The organism is Exiguobacterium sp. LL15 (genome assembly GCF_024436095.1).
Classification (GTDB): Bacteria; Bacillota; Bacilli; order Exiguobacteriales; family Exiguobacteriaceae; genus Exiguobacterium_A; species Exiguobacterium_A indicum.
Map to the genome: position 1 here is coordinate 8,009 of NZ_JANFNX010000007.1, position 6,195 is coordinate 14,203.

Genomic DNA, 6,195 nt, shown 5'->3' on the forward strand with positions numbered 1-6,195 from the left:
CACCGCCTCCTCCACTTCTTTTTTTTTACCCAAAAATAACAATAATCATGGAGTCGTACCCAAGTCCGGCTGAAGGGGACGGACTCGAAATCCGTTAGGGGTCGCAAGGCTCGCGTGGGTTCGAATCCCACCGACTCCGCTTTTTATGAAGCATCTCAATTCTGAGGTGCTTTTTTGTTGCATCGATTTCTTCGTGCGTGCTATGGTTGCCTACGTGAAAAACGAAGAAGAGGTGGACGAAATGAACGAACAAACAAAAGAATCGTTGCTTTCGCATTATGCGATGACGATGACATATGTAAAAGACTTGGAACAGATTTCAGAAGAGGCATGGCGAACATCGTATGCAGAAGGTAAATGGACGATTGCTGAGATCATCGGTCACTTATCACCATGGGATCGCTTCATGGTCGCAGAGCGCATCCCGTACTTGCTCGCGGGGGAACCATTCCGTGTCGCACCAGATAGCCAAGCGGTCAATGAGGAAGCAGCGAAGATGAGCCGTGAGCAGCAACGGATCTTGACGATTGATGAGTTTTTAGTCAGCCGTGACTTGTTGCGCCGTGCAGTCGAATTGATTCCGGAAGAACGCCTGCAGGACAAGGTCGTCATTAAAGACAAAGAACTGACAATCGGTCAGTTCCTCGGAGCAATGGCTCAACATGATCTACACCATATGGAACAAATCAATCAAGTGATTGGTTAATGCGAGGGAGATGCGACACGCGTCTCCTTTTTTTGCGCAAAAAAAGATCCGCCTAAGAGGCAGATCTAATCAGTTAGCGTGTATTGGCAATACGAGCGACTTCAAGCTGTTTTTCGATCTTCGCGAGAATCCGGTCAATGGATTCTGGCTCGTTCAGTAAATCGTATTCGTCGATCGACAAACGAAGTACCGGGCAGATCGTGAAGTTATTGATCCAGTTCGTATAGCGCTCATACATCTCTTCCCAATATTCGATGGGTGTCTGCTGCTCCATCTCACGTCCGCGAAGACGAATTCGTTCAAGCACTTGTTCGAACGAACCTTCAAGATAGATCAAAAGATCCGGATGTGGGAAGAACGGTGTCATGACCATTGCGTCAAACAAACTTGAATATGTTTCATAGTCCGTTGGAGACATCGTTCCTTTTTCAAAATGCATCTTAGCAAAGATCCCTGTATCTTCATAGATTGAACGATCTTGGATGAAACCACCACCGTATTGGAAAATCCGCTTTTGCTCCTTGAAGCGTTCAGCGAGGAAATAGATTTGGAGGTGGAAACTCCAACGCTCGAAATCATGATAGAATTTATCCAAGTAAGGGTTCGTATCGACTTTTTCGAGTGACGTCCGGAAACCAAGGGCATCGGCTAATCCGTTTGTGATCGTTGATTTCCCGATCCCGACCATACCGCCGATCGTAATGACGGCATCTGCCGGGATGTTGTATTTTTCACGTAGCTTCAAGTTCATGCGTGGTTCGCTCCTTCATATAATTCGTTCCGGATCGTCGTCAAGACGTACTCGAGATCTTCTGGTCGCTTGACGAAGTCGAGAGCATCTCCGTCGAAACGGATGATTTTGACTTCCGGATGTTTGACTTGGTATTCCGTGACGAATGTCTCGTAATCCTCGGCTAATTGTTCGAGATAGGCACGTGACATATTTTCTTCGATTTCTCGTCCGCGCAGCGCAACACGTTTCATCAAGGTGTCGATACTTGCGTTCAAGTAGATGACAGCATCTGGTTTTGGCATGTCCGTCGTCAGGATCGAATAGATTTGTTCATACTTCTCAAGATGCTCTACCTTTAGAGAGCGGTGTGCAAAAATCAAGTTCTTAAAGATATGGTAATCAGCAACGACAGAGCGTTGTTTACTGAGGTAATGACGTTCGATATCATCGAGTTGTTTGAAGCGATTGCACAAGAAGAACATTTCCGTCTGGAAGCTCCATTCTTCGATATCTTCATAGAACTTTCCAAGAAAGGGATTTTCTTCGACGATTTCGCGTAACATAGAAAAAGAGAAATGGTGACTGATGGCGTTCGCAAGTGATGTTTTGCCTACACCAATCGGTCCTTCAACCGTTATGAACATATACAATGACCCTCCGTTCAGCAAAGTGCAATTTATATTTTAGCACAAAGAAGTACGACTTGCTGAAGTTTCAAAAGGAGAATTTTTTTAGAGTGAGGAGTATCGTCAATGGAACGACAGGAACACTATATGCGCCTTGCAATTGAAGAGGCGAAAAAGGCAGAAGCAATCGGTGAAGTTCCGATCGGATGTGTCATCGTCAAAGGCGATGAAGTCATCGCGACGGGGTACAATCACCGGGAAACGGATCAACAGGCGACGGCACATGCGGAGTTGATCGCAATCGAGGAGGCTTGCCGAAAGCTCGGGAACTGGCGACTTGAAGGGTGCGAGTTATACGTGACACTCGAACCGTGTCCGATGTGTGCGGGAGCCATCATGCTGTCGCGAATTGAACATGTCATCTTTGGTGCCGTTGATCCGAAGGGTGGGTGCTGCGGAACGCTGATGAACCTAGTGCAAGACGATCGGTTCAATCATGTCTCAGAGTTGACGAGCGGTATATTAGAAAAAGAGTGTGGTGAGATGCTAACGACGTTCTTTCGGGAACTGCGCGCGAAAAAGAAAGCGCGAAAGCGGGCAATGGGTTGCATCGCACCAGATGAAACAGTATAATGAAAAAGCACTGAAACAAGGTGCCACTAAAAATCGATAAACCATTTGCCGTGCTAGGTGGGGATGTAGCGGTTCCCTGTCACTCGCAATCCGCTATAGCGAGACTGAATTCCATGTCGAGGGATATGATTGGTGTGGTCTGCCTCACGTAAGTAGCGTTGACGTTTGAGTCCTACGCAACAGATACCCATGAACCAGGTCAGGTCCGGAAGGAAGCAGCCTTAAGTGGTGCTCTCTGTGTGTTGTAGGGGTGCTTGGACTGAGCAGGCTGCGTGAGTAACGCATGTTGAACATATTTCAGAATATGGTGCGCGGCAGTTTAATTTTTAAAGACAAGTCTACAGCCGGTTTCGGTTGTAGACTTTTTTAGGTAAAATAGAATGAGGAACTTAAAAAGAGGAGGCGCAAACTTGGCCTATCAAGCACTATACCGCGTGTATCGTCCGCAACGATTCGACGAAGTCGTTGGACAAGCGCATATCACCCGTACGATCCAAAATGCATTGATGGAGGGACGGATGTCCCACGCCTATCTATTTTCGGGTCCTCGTGGAACAGGAAAGACGAGTCTTGCCAAAATCATCGCTAAAGCGATCAACTGTGAGCATGCACCGGTCAAAGAACCGTGTAATACGTGCCCGACGTGTCTTGCGATCACAGAAGGATCAAGCCCGGACGTCTTCGAAATCGATGCCGCTTCCAATAACGGCGTAGATGAGATTCGGGAAATCCGGGATAAAGTCAAATATCCCCCTTCAGAAGCAGCCTATAAAGTCTATATCATTGATGAAGTGCATATGTTGTCGACAGGTGCCTTTAATGCCTTGCTCAAAACACTAGAAGAACCACCGGCACACGCCATCTTCATCTTAGCAACGACTGAACCACATAAAATTCCGGCGACGATCATCTCGCGTTGCCAACGTTTCGATGTGAAGCGGCATGAAGTCGATCAACTCGTAGAGCGGATGCAATATATCTTAAAAGACCAATCGATCGAGTATTCGGATACGGCATTACGATTGATCGCCCGAGCGGCGGATGGTGGTATGCGTGATGCGCTGAGTCTACTCGACCAAGCGGTTGCTTTTTCGAATGGTGATCTAAATGATGCGGCTGTTCTTGAAGTAACAGGAGCAGTAGAAGATGAAGCATTACTGAACATTGCCCGTGCCTTACATGAACATCAAGTCGATCAGTTGTTACAGACGCTTGAAACGATGCAACGAGCGGGGAAAGATCTAAAACGTTTCGTGGAGGATCTCGTTTTCTTTTACCGGGACACGTTGTTATTGAAAGCTTCGCCTACAGCTGTCGATTTGCTAGAGCGTGCGCGCCCGACGGATGAGTTCAAACAATTCGTTGAATCGATTGAAGCGGAGACGTGCTTTACGATCATTGATCAGTTACATGACTGCCAACAACAGATGCGGTTGACGAATCATCCGCGGGTCCTCGTTGAGATTGCCTTCATTCAAATTGCGGAACAGGGGAGAACGACGGGACAGATCGTCCAATCGTTGCAACAGGAAGTCCGCGAAATGAAGGAACAGATGCACCAATGGAAGTCGAATGGTGTTCCGGCACAAGAAGCGGCCGCACCACAAGCACAACCGAAGCGAAAACAAGGACGACCAACCGTTCGAATCGCTAAAGAGCGGATTCGCCAAATGTTAGAGCGAGCAGAGAAAGCACAATTGCGCGAGATTCAAGAACGCTGGGATCACATCTTAAAATGGATTTTAAAAGAAGATGGTCCCATCTACTCGTTACTCCATGAAAGTAAACCGGTTCTTTGTTCAGCGGATACATTGCTGATTGAATTCGATGACGGTAAAGGATGGCACTTTGAGCAGGTCATGACGAATGAACGAACACGTTTCGTGATTGAAGAAGCGTTGTATGAAGTATGCGGCGTCAAACGCGAAATTTTAGCGATTCTCTCAAAGGATTGGCATGAACTGAAGGCAGAGTTTGTTGCTAAGCGAAATAGTAGTAGTATAGAAGAGAAGGAAACAAAACAAGAATCGGAGAGCGATCAGTTATTGTCCGAGACGCTTGGTCGTTTTGGTGATATCGTAGAGTTCGAAGATTAAATTCGAGGAGGAATACAGATGCGCGGAATGGGAAACATGAACAATATGATGAAACAGATGCAGAAGATGCAAAAGGATATGGCGAAAGCACAAGAAGAACTAAAAGACTTAACAGTGACAGGTACAGCAGGCGGAGAAATGGTCTCAGTCGTCGCTGATGGTCATAAAAATATCGTAGATGTCATCATTAAAGAAGAAGTCGTTGATCCAGATGATGTTGAAATGATTCAAGATCTCGTCTTAGCCGCAACAAACGATGCTTTGAAGAAGGTCGATGAACTCGTAGCAAGTAAAATGGGGAAATTCACACAAGGTATGAATCTGCCGGGAATGTTTTAATTCGTAGGAGGAAACCACTTGCAATATCCTGAAGCGATTAGTCGTTTGATCGAAAGTTTTACGAAACTGCCGGGGATTGGTCCGAAGACAGCAGTTCGTCTAGCGTTTCATGTCCTTGATATGGAAGAGGACGATGTCTTGATGTTCGGAAAGGCATTGGTCAGCGCGAAGCGCGACATTGCCTACTGTAGTGTCTGCGGGAATATCACGGATCAAGATCCTTGTTATGTATGTACAGATAAACACCGAAACCGTACGATTGTCTGTGTCGTCCAAGATTCAAGGGATGTCATTGCAATGGAAAAGATGCGAGATTACCAAGGGTTGTATCATGTCTTGCATGGAGCAATCAGTCCAATGGAAGGAATCGGTCCAGAGGATATCAATGTATCTAGCCTACTGACACGTCTTCAAGCGGACGAAGCGATTACGGAAGTCATCTTAGCAACTAATCCGAATATCGAAGGAGAAGCGACAGCGATGTATCTATCGCGTCTCTTAAAACCGACGGGTATTCGGATCACTCGAATTGCCCATGGTCTTCCGGTTGGCGGAGATCTTGAATACGCAGATGAAGTGACGTTATCTCGTGCAATGGAGGGACGTCGCGAACTATGAGTTGGTTTCGAAAGAAGATTCGCAGTGAGTACGACCAGCGTTTGTTAGAAGAATTAGCAAAAGCAAAAGAAGATTATTTGATGAAGCGTCATCTCTTAGAAATCAGCTATGATGACTATGGTGATTTAGAAGCACAAATGAAGTTAGCGGAATCACTGTATTTCTTCTATATAAGCGAAGCAAAAAGAAGACGCGTCTCATTGATGATGAAGTAAACCGCAGCCATTCTTGTCTGCGGTTTTTACATGCTCTAAAAAAACTATAAATTATTTTAATAAAGTAGTTGCACATGTCTAATTATCGTGATATATTAATTCATGTCCTTAAGAGGACGAGCGCTTACGGCAAACAAGTAAAAAACAATTTTAAAAAAGTTGTTGACTTCTTGTTTCAAACTTGGTATTCTAATTGAGTCGCCAAAACAGGCGCGGACGAACTTTGAAA

8 protein-coding genes, 1 tRNA gene and 1 other RNA gene are annotated in these 6,195 nt (G+C 45.8%); 8 read left to right on the plus strand and 2 right to left on the minus strand.

Annotated elements, in window-relative coordinates; translation table 11 throughout:
- Nucleotides 1-49: 49 nt before the first annotated feature.
- Nucleotides 50-139 (plus strand) — tRNA-Ser (locus NOM72_RS16025).
- 102 nt (nucleotides 140-241) lie between these two features.
- Nucleotides 242-706 (plus strand): DinB family protein, encoded by a 465-nt coding sequence (locus NOM72_RS16030; protein ID WP_023469876.1) that lies wholly within the window; start codon nucleotides 242-244, stop codon nucleotides 704-706.
- 73 nt (nucleotides 707-779) lie between these two features.
- On the opposite strand, the gene NOM72_RS16035 is transcribed toward NOM72_RS16030, so the two are convergent.
- Together NOM72_RS16035 and NOM72_RS16040 are read right to left on the minus strand one after the other, a co-directional pair.
- Entirely contained in the window at nucleotides 780-1,457 is a 678-nt protein-coding gene (locus NOM72_RS16035; protein ID WP_023469877.1) for a deoxynucleoside kinase, read from the minus strand.
- Nucleotides 1,454-2,083, minus strand: a complete 630-nt coding sequence (locus tag NOM72_RS16040; protein ID WP_023469878.1) for a deoxynucleoside kinase — start codon at nucleotides 2,081-2,083, stop codon at nucleotides 1,454-1,456. Before NOM72_RS16040 ends, NOM72_RS16035 begins: the two co-directional genes overlap by 4 nt.
- A gap of 108 nt (nucleotides 2,084-2,191) precedes the next feature.
- On the opposite strand from NOM72_RS16040, the gene tadA reads away from it, so the two are divergent.
- The 6 genes from tadA (at nucleotide 2,192) to NOM72_RS16070 (ending at nucleotide 5,966) form a co-directional block, all read left to right on the plus strand.
- Nucleotides 2,192-2,698, plus strand: a complete 507-nt coding sequence (tadA, locus tag NOM72_RS16045; RefSeq protein WP_023469879.1) for a tRNA adenosine(34) deaminase TadA — start codon at nucleotides 2,192-2,194, stop codon at nucleotides 2,696-2,698.
- Between the two features lie 48 nt (nucleotides 2,699-2,746).
- An RNA gene (gene ffs / locus NOM72_RS16050) (signal recognition particle sRNA large type) lies at nucleotides 2,747-3,013 on the plus strand.
- 95 nt (nucleotides 3,014-3,108) lie between these two features.
- Nucleotides 3,109-4,794: a DNA polymerase III subunit gamma/tau gene (gene dnaX / locus NOM72_RS16055; RefSeq protein WP_023469880.1), complete on the plus strand. Its 1,686-nt coding sequence runs from the start codon at nucleotides 3,109-3,111 to the stop codon at nucleotides 4,792-4,794.
- An 18-nt stretch (nucleotides 4,795-4,812) separates the two neighbouring features.
- Nucleotides 4,813-5,133 carry a YbaB/EbfC family nucleoid-associated protein gene (locus NOM72_RS16060; protein WP_023469881.1) on the plus strand — a complete coding sequence of 107 codons (321 nt, stop codon included), beginning with the start codon at nucleotides 4,813-4,815 and terminating at the stop codon, nucleotides 5,131-5,133.
- A gap of 18 nt (nucleotides 5,134-5,151) precedes the next feature.
- On the plus strand, nucleotides 5,152-5,751 hold the full coding sequence (gene recR, locus NOM72_RS16065) for a recombination mediator RecR (RefSeq protein ID WP_023469882.1): 600 nt from the start codon (nucleotides 5,152-5,154) through the stop codon (nucleotides 5,749-5,751).
- Nucleotides 5,748-5,966, plus strand: coding sequence for a YaaL family protein (locus NOM72_RS16070; RefSeq protein WP_023469883.1), 219 nt, complete (start codon nucleotides 5,748-5,750; stop codon nucleotides 5,964-5,966). Before recR ends, NOM72_RS16070 begins: the two co-directional genes overlap by 4 nt.
- Nucleotides 5,967-6,195: the final 229 nt, after the last annotated feature.

Excerpts from the sequence above, each read along its gene's own strand:
- NOM72_RS16030 (WP_023469876.1), top strand. The coding sequence starts at position 242 with ATGAACGAACAAACAAAAGAATCGTTGCTTTCGCATTATGCGATGACG.
- NOM72_RS16035 (WP_023469877.1), bottom strand. The coding sequence starts at position 1,457 with ATGAACTTGAAGCTACGTGAAAAATACAACATCCCGGCAGATGCCGTC.
- NOM72_RS16040 (WP_023469878.1), bottom strand. The coding sequence starts at position 2,083 with ATGTTCATAACGGTTGAAGGACCGATTGGTGTAGGCAAAACATCACTT.
- tadA (WP_023469879.1), top strand. The coding sequence starts at position 2,192 with ATGGAACGACAGGAACACTATATGCGCCTTGCAATTGAAGAGGCGAAA.
- NOM72_RS16060 (WP_023469881.1), top strand. The coding sequence starts at position 4,813 with ATGCGCGGAATGGGAAACATGAACAATATGATGAAACAGATGCAGAAG.
- NOM72_RS16070 (WP_023469883.1), top strand. The coding sequence starts at position 5,748 with ATGAGTTGGTTTCGAAAGAAGATTCGCAGTGAGTACGACCAGCGTTTG.